Genomic DNA, 14,531 nt, shown 5'->3' with positions numbered 1-14,531 from the left:
CCGTTCTTCAATTTCTCTATCGCTTCCCTCTCAAAGTTGGCGTAATCGAATCTGTCTTTCTCTTCTTCTTTCATTGTCTGTGTCTTTTTCAGTTTTTAAATTAAGTATTACTGACCGTTGACACAGTTTATTGAACAGAATTAGGTGTGGAGGCTAATTGGTGTCATACAGATCATTGCTGCTGTCCTGCGTCTTCATAAAGTAGGTTTTCTCTCAATGTCAAAAGTGTGCTTGATTTCTGGCTCCTTGCCGTGGAAGTGCGCTAGGTGTATAGTGGGTTTTGTGGTTGGATCAGCCGCGGATAACTACTTCAATTTCTTCGGATTCATCAGATTTTGCCAAAGAAGTAGAATGGTGACATGTGCATCATCAAAATCATAGAAAATGGTCGTATGGCGCGTCAACTGATACTCCCTCGTTCCTGGTTTTCTTTCTGATAGTTTGTTTCTATCGGGGTGTTCGGAAATTGATCTTACAGCTTCTTCTAACTTTCGGAAAAACGTTCTGACCTCCTTCTTGCTCCAGTTGAGTTCCAGATATTCGATGATGCCATCAAGCTGATCGGCAGCTTCCTGTGTCCAACGGACCGTTAGAGCCATTTGGCATACTTGGTACGCACCTCGTCATGCGATAGAACTCTTCCTGCCTCTTTATCCGCCAATGCCCTTTCAAATGCCTCATCGAAGGCTTTTTCGTTCTTGGTCTTGCGGTAAATAAGCAGTTGCTTGAACGCTTCGATCAAATGCGGGTCGTTGACCTGCTGCAACTCTTTCATGATCCAATTGATGTCAGCCTGTAAGTTCATACTTCCAAAGATAATATATTCATCGCTTCGCGAGGTTCTGCAAGGCCGCTGCCGCAGTTGGGCTCAGGGTGCGACCTGAGTAAGCAGGGCGGTCATAGCTGTCGATGGTCAAAGGGGATGGCGCCTCTTGGGTCTTTTATTTTACCCGCGGTCATACCTATGTGGCAGTCGGTTGTACATCAGACCAGAAATCAGCGAAACCCCAACATGGCTTAAATATCGGTTTTTGTTCTCAGGTTCTTCTCTCAAGTCCGTGGAAGTGCGCTCAGTGTACAGTGGTTTTTGTGTAGAGATCAGTTTGGAAACTGATCGTACTTGGTTCCACACGAGTGATCCTGCGGAACACTCGCGCGAGCAATATGGAACACTTAGCCGAGCGGGGGGGGGGGGGCATCTAGGGACAGATTATCTAATGACAAAACTTCCTAACGTTGAACTTACCTTTCCGCTCCAAATCTTGTCACAATCGTATTTAAACCTTTCATCTATGTTGAATCTGACATAAAACTGAACTTTCTCGCCTTTCCTAAACTCTTTATTAACTCCAACACAACAAAAACCTCTATCGTCAATTGGATATTTGATAGTGCATGCTGAATAAGGTAAAATCAACGTTCTACCATGCTGCGTTGCATATTCGATATCGCATCCCGTCTGTTTTGTTGGCCAGGCCCATTTTGTCATTTTCGAACAAATGACCCTGGGATGATCAACAAATACCACCGTTGTGAAGTTTTCAAAATCTAAATCATCGGTAGGCAAAAGGATTGTATCGTTTGAGTTATTAAAGAACAATATTTCAAGTTGGATGCTATCCACATCTGTAGGTGCTTGTTCCTTGCAAATCACGATTAGAGACTCATAATCCACTTGGGCGTAACCAGCGACACTGAAAAGATGGATTAACAGAATTGTACGGACTGTTTGAATAATTCTATTTCTGACGTTCAGGGTCCTTCTCTTGTAACTCATTTTTAATTGCTTTATCCGCTTTTGGAAAGTCAGAAGTACCTAATACTTTCCCGTATGCATTTCCTTCATATATCTCTCCTGCTTCATCTTGGATCCTTATTTGACCCGTATCGTCTACTTTCAATTGCATTTGGGCGTCTCCTTTTATGCCATCCTGATTATCCCCGTTGTGAACGAGCTCGTGTTCGGCTATTACATTGAAGAACGTACTCACTTGAGATTTCGCATCATCATCCGCGTTCTCCAAAGCACCCAGTACAGCTTCGGCAAACGCAATAGTAGACTTGCCTTTTTGGGTTTCACCCGCTACTCCTTGATTGGAAGTATGTGCAAGAGGTCCAGTTATTTCACCTTTGCTCGATAGCTTCAACTCACCATGAGCGGTTATTCGAATATCCTTGTTATTGTCATCAAAAAGGTTAAAAAATTGATCCGCACTGGAATATTCTCCTATTTTCAAAATGTCATTGAGGCGATCGATATTTTCTGGTTTTTTCAACTCTTCCCGTAGATTCATTAACGCTGGCTTAACATTAGGATATTTAGCCAAAACCGCTGGGTCAAATTCAAAGTTCCCATCTGGATTGATGAAAGAAATCGGGTTGTTTAGCCCAAATCTATAAGGCGTTAGGTCTGGTCGTTTGGCGGCAAGTTTGTCTGACGCAAGCCACCGTCCAACCCTCGGGTCGTATAACCTAGCTCCAAAATCCAACGAATTCCCATTACCCTTTATTTCATCATCCTTCTCCATGCCGTTGAAGCCGAATCTGTAACCAGTGTGCTCAGAGGACGGAAAATGGCGAAACCCCAACATGGCATAAATATCGGTTTTTGTTCTCAGGTTCTTCTCTCAAGTCCGTGGAAGTGCGCTCAGTGTATATCGGTTTTTGAACGAAAATTGTCCTTGCAAAGGATTGTCAATCTAAGGTTCCAATAAAGGATTCAACTGTTCTAAAAGACCAGGGAGAATGTCTGTAACGATCTTCCAAACAATCCTATCGTCAATTACATCATATCCATGCACCAACGCATTTCTGGTTGAGATCATCTTCTGCCACGGAATATCATTGTGGTCATGCACATATACTTCTGGCATCCTTCCTGCCGCTTCACCAAGAACGATCAGATTATGATAAACGGCATCGCGTGTTCTTCCATCGGAAACAAAACCTTCGAAACTAAGCCCATCCGCGTAAAGCAGTATTTTCTGGGCTGCCTCTACCATATCTTGCAGAATGATCTTAGGCAGCCGTACCGACATTGACCACCTCTTCTTTAATGATCTCCCAGTAGTGGGGTTTCAGCGCCCGCCTGCAAACCAGATCCACTTCATGACCGAGTAGGTCTTTCAGTTCTTGTTGCAGATCAAAGAATTCCCATCCCATCTCGCCATCAAAATCAATGAGAATATCCACATCGCTTGTCTGTGCATTGAAATCGGACCGCACTACGGACCCGAAAAGTGCCAAGTACGAAATAGGATACCGCTTCTTCAGAGCCGGAAGGGCTTCTGACAATTTGTTGCTGATGTCCTTAAAAGATTCCACAACACAAATATAAGCGAATGAGGGGCGGGTAGCTATTGGTTTTTGTGTCCGATCTCATCACGGGAACACTCCTTTTGTCACGCTAACGAAGGAAGCGTCTCTCTTGATGTGAGATTCCTCGTTCCTCGGAATGACAAAATTGGTGCTCTGGTTTTTCTCTCTTGCCCGTGAAAGTGCGCTAGGTAGCTTTTGGTTTTTGTGTTCGAACCTGGCACGGGTACGCGATAAGCTGATCCCGCTTCATCGGGTCAATTTGTTCAGAACGTCATAATTTCATTCAACCCCTTCTTGGTCAATTCCAATTCGGCTTTGGAGATGCTTCCCAGCTTTTTCACCAATCGGTCTTTGGAAACGGAACGCACATGAAAGTTCAGTATCTCCGATCTCTTGTCAAGCCCGTTTGTAGCTGAGGGTTCCAAGATCACATGACCTTTGTAATTTTTGAGCTTAGAAGTTATGGGACAAACGATGACCACGTTGAAGTGGTCGTTCATGGTATTTCCACTTATCACTACCACAGGACGCAAACCACTCTGTTCGCTGCCCACCGTGGGGTCAAGATAAGCCCGCCAAACCTCTGCCTGTTTCATTCTTCGTCAAGTTCGTTAAGTAGTCTAAGGTACTCTGCCATACCTTCTTCGGCCATCAAGAGCATATCAGGGTCGTTGACTGCACGTTTGAAAGACTTGGCATACTCAGCTTTCGTCAGTTCATCCAAATAAACGCGAAGCGCTTTTTCAATGAGCTTGTTCTTGGCAAGGTGGTATTCTTCGGCCTTCTGCGAAAGACGCTCAAGCAGGTCGTTTGGGAGCGTGGTTGTGAAAGTTGCCATTGCTAATTGTATTTATGAATTACAAATATAATCAACAATGGTTTGGCTGAATTATCAAGAGGAATACCCTTCCACCTCGTCTTTACTTTCCATCACTTTCTCTTTCAAACCCTCTTTGAAATCGGAAATTCGTTTAAGTACCACTTTGTCTGACGAACCGATGATCTGTGCTGCAAGAATGCCTGCGTTTTTGGCAGCATTGAGCGCAACGGTAGCAACGGGAACGCCATTCGGCATTTGTAGGATGGAAAGAATACTGTCCCAACCATCAATGGAATTAGAACTTTTTACGGGAACGCCAATAACAGGAAGTGGCGTTAAGGAAGCTACCATTCCTGGTAAGTGTGCTGCGCCACCAGCTCCGGCAATGATCACTTTCAATCCACGGTCGGCAGCGCCTTTGGCGTAATCGTACATACGGTCTGGAGTTCGGTGAGCAGAGACAACCGTCATTTCGAATTCAATACTTAGTTCTTTAAGAACATCAGCCGCATCTTTCATCACTTTAAGATCGGAACTGCTGCCCATGATTATACCAACTTGTGCGTTGCTCATGCTTTTACTTTCAAGGTTTGTTGCACTTTTTTAGCTGTTGTTTTGGCTTCTTCTAAGGTTTCCGCAATGACGGTTACATGGCCCATTTTACGGAACGGCTTCGTGAACCGCTTCCCGTAAAGATGCACATTCACGCCTTTCAGGGCAAGCACATCTTCTAAGCCTTCGTATTGGGCTTCGCCCGAAAAACCGTCTTCGCCCAAAAGATTGACCATTACCGATGGCTTTACAATTTCCGTATTTCCAAGGCTGATGTTGAGAATTGCTCGAACATGCTGCATGAATTGCGAAGTGTAATTGCCTTCAATACTCTGATGACCGCTGTTGTGTGGGCGTGGCGCAATCTCATTCACCAGTACATTTCCCTCTTTATCGAGGAAAAGTTCCACGGCCAAAAGACCAACGATCTGCAATTTCTCGGCAATGGTTTTAGCAATTTTCTGTGAGGTTTTCTCTACTTCATCGCTCACATTGGCCGGACTGAAAAGGAACTCCACCAAATTGGCTATTGGGTTGAATTCCAACTCAACGGTTGGGAATGTTTTTACTTCTCCAGCTGCATTTCTCGCCACAATCACTGAGAGTTCTTTTTCAAGATCAACGGCTTTTTCAAGAACAGATGGTTCTGAGAAAGCTTTGGAAAGATCAGCAGCCGTTTTCAGCGATTGAACGCCTTTTCCATCATAGCCACCTTTTCTGAGTTTCTGAAAAACAGGGAAGAAATCGCTGTGATTTTCAGCATCGTTTTCTCCGATCAATCGATAATCGGATGTTGGAATTCCATGCTTATCGTAGAACTCTTTTTGCGCGCCTTTATCTTGAATCAGACGGATCACATTCGGCTCTGGGTATACTTTCACTCCCTGTTTTTCCAACTCTTCCAGCGCTTCCACATTCACATGCTCGATTTCAATCGTGAGCACATCCATCCCTTTTCCGAACGCAAGCACGGTTTCGTAATCATTGAAACTTCCGTTTGTGAATGAATGTGCAATATCTCGGCAAGGTGCATCTGGGTCTGGATCCAGAACGTGAACATCCACATCAAGATTGATCGTCTCCTGAATAAGCATACGGCCAAGCTGTCCGCCACCCAAAATTCCAAGCTTGGTCTTTGGTCTGTAACTCATGTCGCAAAAGTAGCCCTTAGAAAGCTTCGCGCCATTGGATATTGGTAACTACCTTTGCGCGCCTTATCCATGGCTGACACAGTTAAACTTCACGATCTTGAGTTTATGCCTTATCTCTCCGAACAGGAGTTAGGCGTAATCGTGGACGACCTTGCCGTTAGAATCAATCATAGATACCATCAAAAAACACCACTTTTTGTGGTTGTTTTGAATGGCGCATTCATGTTTGCCTCCGACCTTATCAAGAAAGTTGATGTAAACTGCGAAGTGAGTTTTTTACGGGTCAGTTCGTATAGGGGCACGGCAAGCACTGGAGAGGTGAAAGAACTGATGCCGATCGGAACGGATGTGGAGGGAAGAGATGTGATTCTTGTAGAAGACATTGTTGATACAGGAAAAACAATGGGTGAGATAAAACAAAAGATGATGGATGCTGGTGCTCAATCGGTCAGCATTTGCACGCTTTTGTACAAGCCAGACGCGTTTCAAGGCAATTACCCGATAGATTTTATCGGCATTGAAATACCAGACAGATTTGTGGTAGGTTATGGCTTAGACTATGATGGTCTAGGGCGAAACCTTCCCTCAGTTTATCAGATCAAACCAAATAGTTAAGCGGCATGTTGAATGTAGTATTGTTCGGCCCTCCAGGGGCTGGAAAAGGGACCCAGTCGGAAAAGTTGATCAACCATTATGGTTTGGTCCATATTTCTACAGGAGATGTTTTTAGGGCACTGGACCCAGCATCAGATCTGGCCAAGTTGGCGAAAAGCTATTCAGATAAAGGTGATCTGGTTCCAGATGATGTGACGATCAAGATATTGGAAAACGAAGTTTTAAAACATCCAGATGCCAAAGGAGTCATCTATGACGGATTTCCAAGAACAAATGCACAAGCAGCAGCTTTAGATAAGTTTTTGGAAGCCAAGGGAGACTCCATTTCGTTGATGGTAGCGCTAAACGTTGCGGAGGATGAATTGAAAACCCGACTCCTTAAAAGAGCAGAAGTTTCCGGAAGAGCAGATGATGCGGATCCTGAAATAATCAAGAATCGAATTGCCAATTACAACAGACAGACAGCACCTGTGGCAGAATATTACAAGGCCCAAGGGAAATTGCGTTTGGTTGATGGAATCGGTTCAATAGAAGAAATTTTTGCCCGTATCTGCGATGCGGTAGATAAAGGCTAGGCCTTAGTTATAAACGAACCTGAAGGAGAACCATATCTTTGGTTCTCCTTTCTTTTTTATCATGAAGAACAATTTCATTGACCACGTACGAATCTGCTGTAGAAGTGGAAAAGGTGGTGCAGGCTCTAAGCACTTGTTTCGGTCACGTAGCATTACGCAGGGTGGACCAGATGGTGGTGATGGAGGTCGCGGTGGACACGTGATCATTGAGGGCAATACGCAACTTTGGACATTGCTTCATCTCCGTTATAAGAAGCACATCATTGCCACTGACGGTAAATCAGGAGGTAAGTCTGAAGCGACTGGTGCACAAGGCAAGGACGAAATTATCTACGTTCCGCTTGGAACGGTGGTGAAAGATGCCGAAACAGACCAAGTACTTTTTGAGATCATCGAACATGGTCAGCGGGAAATCCTGACCGAAGGCGGTAAAGGTGGATGGGGAAATACTCACTTCAAATCTCCAACGAATCAAACGCCACGTTATGCACAACCGGGCGAACCAGGGAAAGAAGAGTGGAAGACACTCGAGCTCAAAGTGTTGGCTGATGTTGGCTTGGTCGGATTTCCAAATGCCGGAAAATCAACATTGCTTTCCGTTGTTTCAGCAGCCAAACCTGAAATAGCCAACTATCCGTTCACAACATTGGTTCCCAATCTCGGAATCGTTGATTACCGAGGACACAGTTCGTTTGTGATGGCAGATATACCCGGTATTATTGAAGGAGCGCACGAAGGCAAAGGTCTGGGATTGAGATTCCTCCGTCATATAGAACGGAATTCAATCTTGCTTTTCATGGTTCCAGCAGATGCGAATGATGTGAAAACGGAGTACCATGTTCTGCTTAACGAATTAGAGCAGTTCAACCCCGAATTATTGGACAAGCAGCGTGTTCTTGCTATCACTAAATGTGACCTGCTGGATGAGGAATTGGAAACAGAGCTGAAAGAAAGTATCGATCTGGATGTGCCAACGGTTTATATTTCGTCTGCAACTCAAAAGGGAATTCAGGAGCTTAAGGACGTTCTTTGGGAAAAAATGAATTGAAAACGTAAGTTTCGAACGTATAGCACTTGATTTTTATTTATTTTCAGCGCCTCAAACAATAACCTTAACAAATTAATAATGAAAAAAATCTACTTAACTATTCCAGCGTTGCTTATTGCTTCATTGGGTATGTCTCAACAGCGCTTTGCTGCTCACGAGATGTCAACATCTGTTGCTCGTGAAATTGCTCCTATCGAGAACTCAGTAGCTGCATTAGATGGTACTGATACATTGGGTCTTGAAGATTTCGGGAATACAGTGATTAACTACGGTCTGATCGGAGGCGGTTATTTCTTCGGTACTTTGAGTGCTGATGATGGTCAAGGTGGATTGCAGCAAAATGCCGAGTTGGCTGGTGGTTTCATCGTGAATGACCCGTACAACGTTATCGGTGCAATGACTTGGTTTTCTGCTAAAGCTGATGCTTCAGGTAATCCAGCTGCTGCTAATTTGAAAATGTACAGCTTGGCTGATAACAAGGCTATCGCTAGTGCTGCTTCAACTGGATTGGATGCAATCGGTCCTAATCAATCATTGGCAACTGCACCTATCGCTTTTGCTGATATCGATACCACTTTCATTACTCCAACGTTCACATTCTTTACAAACCCAGTTTGGGTGAACCAAGATTTCGCTCTATCTGTTGATATCTCTCCGCTTTATGGAACTCCTGCTGACACTTTGGCTCTTTGGGCTGATGCTGACGGAGATAGCGATGGTGAGTACACTTGGACAAAGTTGAACTTCCCAGGAACAGGAACTCTTTGGGTTCGTTCTTCTGCAACATTTGCTACACCTGTTAACAACCACGTGGCAATTTTCGCTATCGTTGCTGAAAGCGGTGTTGGAATTGAGGAGCAAGGTTTCTTGAATGGTGTTAAAATGACCATGTATCCAAACCCAGCTGTTTCTAGCGATAACGCTACAATTCAATATGCTTTGGAAACATCAGTTAAAAACGTTGATCTTAACATCTACGGTCTTAACGGACAATTGGTGTACACTGCGTCTCAAGGAGCTAAAGCAAACGGTCTTTACAACGTAACTGTTCCTGCTGGAACACTTAGCGCTGGATCTTACATCTACAGCATTGATGCAGATGGAAAGAGAATGGCTAAAAGAATGGAGATCTTGAAATAAGAATCTCATTCAATGAAATAGAAAGGGCGGCCAACTGGCCGCCCTTTTTTGTTCGTCTGTAATCGTTGACTATGCTTGGATTATTCCACTTTTACCGCTAAGTGTTGACATTCGCAAGAGTAGTACGCTACGTTATCTCCAGCATAAAATGCAATGTTGCTTTTGCTGAAATTGAAAAGTATTGTGTCGTTTACTAGTGTATTGGATGGAAGAAGAAACGGGTTGTCGAAACTATTGTAATAGTGCATTGATAAAGCCCAGCGGTGACCAACATCATCGTAAACTCCAAATGGAGCACTAAAACCTGCTATCTGCTTTTCATCTACAGGTGTTCCATTCGGAAATTGTCCAACAAGACTATCAAATGAATTATCAAAATTCTCATAGATAATGTGAAGGTCAGTTTCTTCTGAAGCCCCTGTTATGGGTAGCGTGTCAAACGAAACTTTCATTGTATACGACTCGCCAGTTTCGAGTTTTGTGACACGATACTCTCCGACAAATTTCTCCCACGCAGTTTCGGGTACAGGAGCTTCATCATGGTTTGCGCAGCTTGGCAGCAACATGCCTGATAGAATTGCAGGTAATACTAAAAGTGGAGTTAAATGCTTTTTTAACACGCTCATAATCTGGGGTTGAAAAATGAATAGAGATTGCCAAGAACGTGGCAATAGCCTCCATTATTACTTCCTGATAGTTATTTGATCAGGTCTGTGCGGACCTTTTTCATGAATTTGGAAGCATACACGAAGTCTAGAACTTCCTGATTATCCGTTCTTAAAATTTCTTCCTTAGAACCTTCCCACCATTTTTCTCCCTTGTAAATGAACTGGATGTTGTCTCCAATTTCAATCACGGAGTTCATGTCGTGCGTAATAACGATGGTGGTGATGTTGTACTCTTCGGTGATCTCACTGATCAACTGATCGATAACCAGTCCGGTCTTTGGGTCAAGCCCAGAGTTTGGTTCATCACAAAACAAGTATTTCGGATTCATGGCAATGGCGCGTGCAATTGCCACTCGTTTTTTCATCCCACCACTCAATTCAGACGGAAACAAGGCCGAAGCGTTCGGCAGATTCACGCGTTCTAGGCAGAATAGTGCCCGTTCCTTTCTTTCAGCAGCCGAAGTTTCTGTAAACATGGAAAGAGGAAACATGACGTTCTCCGCTACAGTCATTGAATCGAACAGCGCTCCTCCTTGAAAAAGCATTCCAATATCCTGCCTGATATGTCTCTTTTCCGAAAAAGACATGGATGCAAAATCGCGTCCGTCATATTCTATCGTTCCAGAATCTACATCATGCAGGCCAACCATGCATTTGGTCAGCACTGTCTTTCCTGAGCCACTTTGACCGATAATGATATTTACTTGGCCTTTATGGAATTTGGCATCGATGTTCTTTAACACGTGATGTTCCCCAAAACTCTTATTCAAGCCTTTGACCTCTATCATTGAAGCAACATTTGAGTAAGGATCAGGTTGAACATCAGGATGATGACGATGCTGTATACCACAGATATTGTGCTTGCTCTTCCAACTTCCAACGCTCCACCCGCAGTGTGGTAACCAAAATAGGCCGGTACAGTGGTGATGATCACTGCGAAAACCATTGTTTTGATGATAGCATAAGTGATGTAGTACGGCTGAAACCAATACTGAATCCCATAGATGAAGGTGCTACCTGCAACTTCTCCAGTAAGTATCCCCGCCAAGTAGCCACCTACCAAGCCTAAAGCCATGCTCATTATTACAATGAACGGGTTGCAAAGGATGGCTGCAATCATTTTTGGACCAACCAAGTAACCAGTAGAATTAACGCCCATAATGTCTAAGGCATCAATTTGATCGGTAACGCGCATCGTTCCAATTTCGCCTGCAATGCTTGACCCAACCTTTCCGGCCAAAATGATGCTGATGATGGTTGGGGAGAATTCGAGAATCAACGAATCTCGAACACCAAGACCTACTGTGTATAACGGAATAAGTGGGCTATCGATGTTGTACGCCAACTGAATGGTAAGCACCGCACCCATAAATCCGCTTACAATGGCAACCAATCCGAGCGATGCGTAACCGATACTTTGAACTTCTTCAAAGATGCGTTGTCTGTAGATACGCCATTTTTCGGGTTTCCTGAATACGCGACCCATCCAAAGTACGTATTGCCCAATGTGGAAGAATATGCTCATGTAGTTGCGGCTAAATTTAGCTATTCTGAATACACACAAAAAATATCGAAGCAGTTTCGATGTTTAAACAACACTTACCTTTGTCAATCAATGAAAAGACGTCACGTTTTAATTGCATTTATTTTTTCAACCATCGTGCTGAGTGCGTGCTCAAAGCGCAGACACGGAAAAGGATGCGACTGCCCAACTTTTGGTCAAGTTGAGATGGAAACAGGTTCGATGGTGGCAACTACCTCATTTAGGGTATAAGCTCCATTGGTACTCTTAAAAGGCTGAGTTTGTATCTACCTTCGATATTCTAAAATCACAACGGAAGTGACGGCAACGGATCTCATTGTAGGACAACAAGCTATCGTATCATCTTTTTCGGATGCTCGGTTGGCGGTTTTTTTCGCAGAACGAGGTGTGGTTGCAGGAGAGCGACTTTGTGTTGAGCGCGTTGCTCCAATGGGCGATCCAATAGCTATTCGCGTATCAGATCACGTGCTTTGTCTTCGTAAAACGGAAGCATCTACTATTCTTGTTCAGCCAGAAATTTTCTGAACAAAATCAAATTTTACGGATGAAGGAAGGGAATGAGACGCTGAAGGTGGCCTTGGTCGGCAACCCGAACAGCGGCAAGACATCTCTTTTCAATAAACTTACAGGACTACATCAAAAGGTTGGCAATTTTCCAGGAATAACAGTCGAAAAAAAGACCGGCCAATTCCGGTTGAACGGGAAAAAAGTGGAAGTGCTGGATCTTCCGGGCACTTATAGCCTGCAGCCCCGTTCGATGGACGAGCAAGTGGCTGCAGCTGCCGTCATAGATTCGAACAATCCCGACCATCCGGACCTGATATTGATCGTGGTAGATGCATCGCATCTGAAAACCAGCCTTTATTTGGCATTGCAGGTGTTGGAACAGAAAATACCTGCTGTGTTGGTACTGAACATGGCCGATCAGTTGCCTCGTGTTGCAGCCGAACTCGATCTTCATATACTATCGCAAGAGCTAAGTGTGCCAGTTGTGAAAACCAACGCTCGCGAAGGCATCGGACTTTCAGAACTAAAAGAAGCCATTGAAAGCCACTCGTTTTTGGCACTTGCCCCAAGATGGGAAGGGAAGAATTTGGAGCGACATGTAATTATTAAGGCCATTCTTGAACGGGCCAAAGCTGACGGTCCTGTCAAGAATCACGAGGTTACAAGACGACTGGATGATGTGCTCACGCATCGCATTTGGGGAGTTGTCATTTTCTTAGCTATGCTCGGCCTGGTATTCCAGAGTATCTATTCGTGGTCATCTTACCCGATGGAGCTCATTGAAGAACTATTCGGAATTGGCGGAGCATTTTTCTCTGATGTACTTCCAGATTCCTTTCTCACGCGATTGTGGGTAGAAGGTATTTGGGCAGGTTTGGGAGGCGTGGTGATTTTTATTCCGCAGATTGCATTTCTGTTCCTATTCGTAACTCTTTTGGAGGAAACCGGATACATGGCGCGCGTTAGCTTCATAGCCGATCGTTCGTTGCGAAAATTCGGACTGCAAGGTCGATCCATTGTGCCGCTCATCGGTGGTGTGGCCTGTGCCGTTCCGGCAATATTGGCTGCTCGAACCATTTCCAATCAAAAAGAACGCTTGATCACCATAATGGTAACGCCATTTATGAGTTGTTCTGCCCGATTACCGGTTTATGCTTTGGTCATTGCGTTGGTCATTCCAACTGGATTTCAAGGTCTCACCTTGCTGGCCATGTATCTGTTGGGTGTGGTGATGGCTTTAGCTGTGGCATTGGTTCTAAAAAAGACCATCAAAACCAACGATGAAAGCCATTTTATACTCGAATTACCCGATTATCGGGTGCCAAAACTTTCGAATGTACTGATGGAGATCACACGCAAAGTGACACAGTTTGTGAAAAGTGCTGGAAAGATCATTGTGTTTGTTTCTGTACTGCTTTGGCTTGGGGCTTCTTTTGGTCCATCAGGCAGGTTTGAGGCAATTGAACGCAAATACGAACAAGTGGAGAATTCAGAACAACTGAAAAAAGCGGAGCTTCTCGAAAATTCGTACATCGGAATTCTTGGAAAATCAATCGACCCCGCAATTGAACCACTTGGTTACGATTGGAAGATCGGAATTGCGCTCATCACCTCTTTTGCTGCACGCGAGGTTTTTGTCGGAACGATGTCTACCATTTACAGCATCGGTTCTTCGGATGACGAAGTTGCTTCTGTGCGCAAGAAAATGCAAGCACAAGTGAATCCGAAAACGGGTAAACCACTATACGACCTTCCATTCGGTCTATCGCTATTGGTATTCTATGCGTTTGCCATGCAATGCATGAGCACGCTGGCCGTGGTCAAAACAGAAACAGGAACGTGGAAATGGCCCATTATTCAGTTGGTGATGATGACAGGTTTGGCCTATATTTCAAGCCTTGTGGTTTACAATTTGGCGTCTTTACTTTAGCGGATGAACCGCGAGGAACGTATTCGTGATGCCATCCGACCATTTGTGCCCAATGGCACGGAAGTTCTTTTAGCGGAGCAGATCGTCAGATATCGCTGTCATCTTACCATTACGCGCGACAGGAAAACGAAAGCGGGAGATTATCGTCATCCTTTCGGGAAGATCGGGCATCGGATTTCGGTGAACGGAAGTCTGAACAACTACGCGTTTCTTATCACGTTTGTGCACGAAATGGCACACCTCGTATGCTGGGAACGCCACGGAAGAAAAGCGAGTCCGCATGGCAAAGAATGGAAACTAGCATTTCAAGAACAAATGCAGCCTTTTTTGGTCGGTGAGGTTTTTCCTGCCGATATATTGAAGCAGCTGAAAATACACATGCGCAATCCCAAAGCGGCTACCGTTCGTGATCTGGAACTTATGCGCATTCTCCGTAGTTATGACGACCGGACACATACAGTTCTTTTGGAGGATATTGAAGAAGGACAGCAATTCAAGCTAGGAAATCGGGTATTTGTAAAAGGTGAGAAATTGCGCAAAAGGTATCGCTGTAAGCAGGAGGGAACCGGTCGAGTCTATTTGGTCAGCGCCATTGCCGAAGTGGAACATTCTGGTCAAGAAAATTGAACCGATTGGGTTCTAAACGAAGCTGCAAAAAGGTTCA

18 protein-coding genes and 1 pseudogene are annotated in these 14,531 nt (G+C 44.4%); 6 read left to right on the top strand and 13 right to left on the bottom strand.

Annotated elements, in window-relative coordinates:
* Positions 1–305 precede the first annotated feature (305 nt).
* The 10 genes from K9J17_16955 to K9J17_16910 form a co-directional block, all read right to left on the bottom strand.
* Complete coding sequence (locus K9J17_16955) at positions 306–599, bottom strand: type II toxin-antitoxin system RelE/ParE family toxin (protein MCF8278419.1); 294 nt, start codon at positions 597–599, stop codon at positions 306–308.
* Complete coding sequence (locus K9J17_16950; protein ID MCF8278418.1) at positions 590–805, bottom strand: hypothetical protein; 216 nt, start codon at positions 803–805, stop codon at positions 590–592. Before K9J17_16950 ends, K9J17_16955 begins: the two co-directional genes overlap by 10 nt.
* Before the next feature lie 405 nt (positions 806–1,210).
* Entirely contained in the window at positions 1,211–1,777 is a 567-nt protein-coding gene (locus K9J17_16945; protein MCF8278417.1) for a hypothetical protein, read from the bottom strand.
* A complete protein-coding gene (locus tag K9J17_16940) occupies positions 1,740–2,528 on the bottom strand; it encodes a hypothetical protein (protein ID MCF8278416.1) in 789 nt (262 codons plus the stop codon). The genes K9J17_16945 and K9J17_16940 overlap by 38 nt, the downstream gene beginning before the upstream one ends.
* A 171-nt stretch (positions 2,529–2,699) precedes the next feature.
* Entirely contained in the window at positions 2,700–3,038 is a 339-nt protein-coding gene (locus K9J17_16935) for a DUF86 domain-containing protein (GenBank protein ID MCF8278415.1), read from the bottom strand.
* Positions 3,019–3,324, bottom strand: coding sequence for a nucleotidyltransferase family protein (locus K9J17_16930; GenBank protein ID MCF8278414.1), 306 nt, complete (start codon positions 3,322–3,324; stop codon positions 3,019–3,021). Before K9J17_16930 ends, K9J17_16935 begins: the two co-directional genes overlap by 20 nt.
* A gap of 257 nt (positions 3,325–3,581) precedes the next feature.
* On the bottom strand, positions 3,582–3,914 hold the full coding sequence (locus K9J17_16925; GenBank protein MCF8278413.1) for a type II toxin-antitoxin system PemK/MazF family toxin: 333 nt from the start codon (positions 3,912–3,914) through the stop codon (positions 3,582–3,584).
* On the bottom strand, positions 3,911–4,156 hold the full coding sequence (locus K9J17_16920) for a CopG family transcriptional regulator (GenBank protein ID MCF8278412.1): 246 nt from the start codon (positions 4,154–4,156) through the stop codon (positions 3,911–3,913). Before K9J17_16920 ends, K9J17_16925 begins: the two co-directional genes overlap by 4 nt.
* A gap of 54 nt (positions 4,157–4,210) precedes the next feature.
* Positions 4,211–4,711 carry a 5-(carboxyamino)imidazole ribonucleotide mutase gene (gene purE, locus K9J17_16915; protein MCF8278411.1) on the bottom strand — a complete coding sequence of 167 codons (501 nt, stop codon included), beginning with the start codon at positions 4,709–4,711 and terminating at the stop codon, positions 4,211–4,213.
* Complete coding sequence (locus K9J17_16910) at positions 4,708–5,841, bottom strand: 5-(carboxyamino)imidazole ribonucleotide synthase (GenBank protein MCF8278410.1); 1,134 nt, start codon at positions 5,839–5,841, stop codon at positions 4,708–4,710. The genes purE and K9J17_16910 overlap by 4 nt, the downstream gene beginning before the upstream one ends.
* Before the next feature lie 69 nt (positions 5,842–5,910).
* On the opposite strand from K9J17_16910, the pseudogene K9J17_16905 reads away from it, so the two are divergent.
* The 3 genes and pseudogenes from K9J17_16905 to K9J17_16895 all read left to right on the top strand — a co-directional run bounded on the left by K9J17_16905 (position 5,911) and on the right by K9J17_16895 (position 9,219).
* Positions 5,911–7,031: pseudogene (locus K9J17_16905) on the top strand (adenylate kinase).
* 58 nt (positions 7,032–7,089) lie between these two features.
* Positions 7,090–8,079, top strand: coding sequence for a GTPase ObgE (obgE, locus tag K9J17_16900; protein MCF8278409.1), 990 nt, complete (start codon positions 7,090–7,092; stop codon positions 8,077–8,079).
* Between the two features lie 78 nt (positions 8,080–8,157).
* The gene (locus K9J17_16895; protein MCF8278408.1) at positions 8,158–9,219 is read left to right on the top strand and encodes a T9SS type A sorting domain-containing protein; all 1,062 of its coding nucleotides are present in this window, start codon (positions 8,158–8,160) and stop codon (positions 9,217–9,219) included.
* 80 nt (positions 9,220–9,299) lie between these two features.
* Here K9J17_16895 and K9J17_16890 read toward each other — a convergent pair whose 3' ends face one another.
* From K9J17_16890 to K9J17_16880, 3 genes are all read right to left on the bottom strand, one after another.
* Positions 9,300–9,845 carry a hypothetical protein gene (locus K9J17_16890; GenBank protein ID MCF8278407.1) on the bottom strand — a complete coding sequence of 182 codons (546 nt, stop codon included), beginning with the start codon at positions 9,843–9,845 and terminating at the stop codon, positions 9,300–9,302.
* Between the two features lie 71 nt (positions 9,846–9,916).
* Complete coding sequence (locus K9J17_16885) at positions 9,917–10,675, bottom strand: ABC transporter ATP-binding protein (protein ID MCF8278406.1); 759 nt, start codon at positions 10,673–10,675, stop codon at positions 9,917–9,919.
* Positions 10,672–11,412 carry an ABC transporter permease gene (locus K9J17_16880; protein ID MCF8278405.1) on the bottom strand — a complete coding sequence of 247 codons (741 nt, stop codon included), beginning with the start codon at positions 11,410–11,412 and terminating at the stop codon, positions 10,672–10,674. Before K9J17_16880 ends, K9J17_16885 begins: the two co-directional genes overlap by 4 nt.
* A gap of 315 nt (positions 11,413–11,727) precedes the next feature.
* Here K9J17_16880 and K9J17_16875 point away from each other — a divergent pair, with 315 nt between their 5' ends.
* The 3 genes from K9J17_16875 to K9J17_16865 are packed head-to-tail and all read left to right on the top strand — an operon-like array spanning position 11,728 to position 14,494.
* Positions 11,728–11,955 (top strand): ferrous iron transport protein A, encoded by a 228-nt coding sequence (locus tag K9J17_16875; GenBank protein MCF8278404.1) that lies wholly within the window; start codon positions 11,728–11,730, stop codon positions 11,953–11,955.
* A gap of 19 nt (positions 11,956–11,974) precedes the next feature.
* Positions 11,975–13,867 (top strand): ferrous iron transport protein B, encoded by a 1,893-nt coding sequence (feoB, locus tag K9J17_16870; GenBank protein ID MCF8278403.1) that lies wholly within the window; start codon positions 11,975–11,977, stop codon positions 13,865–13,867.
* 3 nt (positions 13,868–13,870) lie between these two features.
* Entirely contained in the window at positions 13,871–14,494 is a 624-nt protein-coding gene (locus K9J17_16865) for a SprT-like domain-containing protein (protein ID MCF8278402.1), read from the top strand.
* The last annotated feature ends 37 nt before the right edge of the window (positions 14,495–14,531 follow it).

This window comes from Flavobacteriales bacterium (assembly GCA_021739695.1).
Classification (GTDB): domain Bacteria; phylum Bacteroidota; class Bacteroidia; order UBA10329; family UBA10329; genus UBA10329.
The sequence above is the reverse complement of the archived record's forward strand: the minus strand, read 5'-3'. Positions and strand labels throughout refer to the sequence as shown.

What these genes read in the sequence shown, in the direction of transcription:
- purE (MCF8278411.1), bottom strand. Translation starts at nt 4,711, where the DNA reads ATGAGCAACGCACAAGTTGGTATAATCATGGGCAGCAGTTCCGATCTT.
- K9J17_16935 (MCF8278415.1), bottom strand. Translation starts at nt 3,038, where the DNA reads ATGTCGGTACGGCTGCCTAAGATCATTCTGCAAGATATGGTAGAGGCA.
- K9J17_16925 (MCF8278413.1), bottom strand. Translation starts at nt 3,914, where the DNA reads ATGAAACAGGCAGAGGTTTGGCGGGCTTATCTTGACCCCACGGTGGGC.
- feoB (MCF8278403.1), top strand. Translation starts at nt 11,975, where the DNA reads ATGAAGGAAGGGAATGAGACGCTGAAGGTGGCCTTGGTCGGCAACCCG.
- K9J17_16885 (MCF8278406.1), bottom strand. Translation starts at nt 10,675, where the DNA reads ATGATAGAGGTCAAAGGCTTGAATAAGAGTTTTGGGGAACATCACGTG.
- K9J17_16895 (MCF8278408.1), top strand. Translation starts at nt 8,158, where the DNA reads ATGAAAAAAATCTACTTAACTATTCCAGCGTTGCTTATTGCTTCATTG.
- K9J17_16880 (MCF8278405.1), bottom strand. Translation starts at nt 11,412, where the DNA reads ATGAGCATATTCTTCCACATTGGGCAATACGTACTTTGGATGGGTCGC.
- K9J17_16955 (MCF8278419.1), bottom strand. Translation starts at nt 599, where the DNA reads ATGGCTCTAACGGTCCGTTGGACACAGGAAGCTGCCGATCAGCTTGAT.
- K9J17_16940 (MCF8278416.1), bottom strand. Translation starts at nt 2,528, where the DNA reads ATGGAGAAGGATGATGAAATAAAGGGTAATGGGAATTCGTTGGATTTT.
- K9J17_16865 (MCF8278402.1), top strand. Translation starts at nt 13,871, where the DNA reads ATGAACCGCGAGGAACGTATTCGTGATGCCATCCGACCATTTGTGCCC.
- K9J17_16945 (MCF8278417.1), bottom strand. Translation starts at nt 1,777, where the DNA reads ATGAGTTACAAGAGAAGGACCCTGAACGTCAGAAATAGAATTATTCAA.
- K9J17_16920 (MCF8278412.1), bottom strand. Translation starts at nt 4,156, where the DNA reads ATGGCAACTTTCACAACCACGCTCCCAAACGACCTGCTTGAGCGTCTT.
- K9J17_16950 (MCF8278418.1), bottom strand. Translation starts at nt 805, where the DNA reads ATGAACTTACAGGCTGACATCAATTGGATCATGAAAGAGTTGCAGCAG.
- K9J17_16890 (MCF8278407.1), bottom strand. Translation starts at nt 9,845, where the DNA reads ATGAGCGTGTTAAAAAAGCATTTAACTCCACTTTTAGTATTACCTGCA.
- K9J17_16910 (MCF8278410.1), bottom strand. Translation starts at nt 5,841, where the DNA reads ATGAGTTACAGACCAAAGACCAAGCTTGGAATTTTGGGTGGCGGACAG.